At 64.8% G+C, this 310-nt stretch carries 1 protein-coding gene; it reads right to left on the bottom strand.

Features of this window, described 5'->3' with window-relative positions:
* On the bottom strand, positions 1 to 295 hold a 295-nt coding region (locus tag KDH83_RS32285), incomplete at its 3' end, for a dihydroxy-acid dehydratase (protein ID WP_212323306.1).
* Between the last annotated feature and the right edge of the window lie 15 nt (positions 296 to 310).

Below are 310 nucleotides of genomic sequence, written 5' to 3' on the forward strand. Positions count from 1 at the left end.
ATACCAGGGAAAAACGCATGCCGGCATGGTTCATCGATGTGCCGTCGGAAACCGAAATCGCCGAGCCACGTATCGGCACGCCGCCGCCGGCGGCCACGCCCAGGCGGGCATTGTCCGAGAGCGGGGCCAGTGACATGGAGCATGGCGTGTTCTCGCCGAACGTGTCGACAATGGCGACGAACGGTCGCTCGATGGCGTCGTCGTCCAGGCCCGTGGCTCGCAGGAAGGCGCGATGCGGCGTGCGCGCCAGGCCTTCCGTTACCGTGCGGGAGCGGTGCTTGTACAGATCAGTCATGGATCGTCCTTGAAT

This window comes from Achromobacter sp. Marseille-Q0513, from assembly GCF_018195695.1.
Lineage (GTDB): Bacteria > Pseudomonadota > Gammaproteobacteria > Burkholderiales > Burkholderiaceae_B > Achromobacter.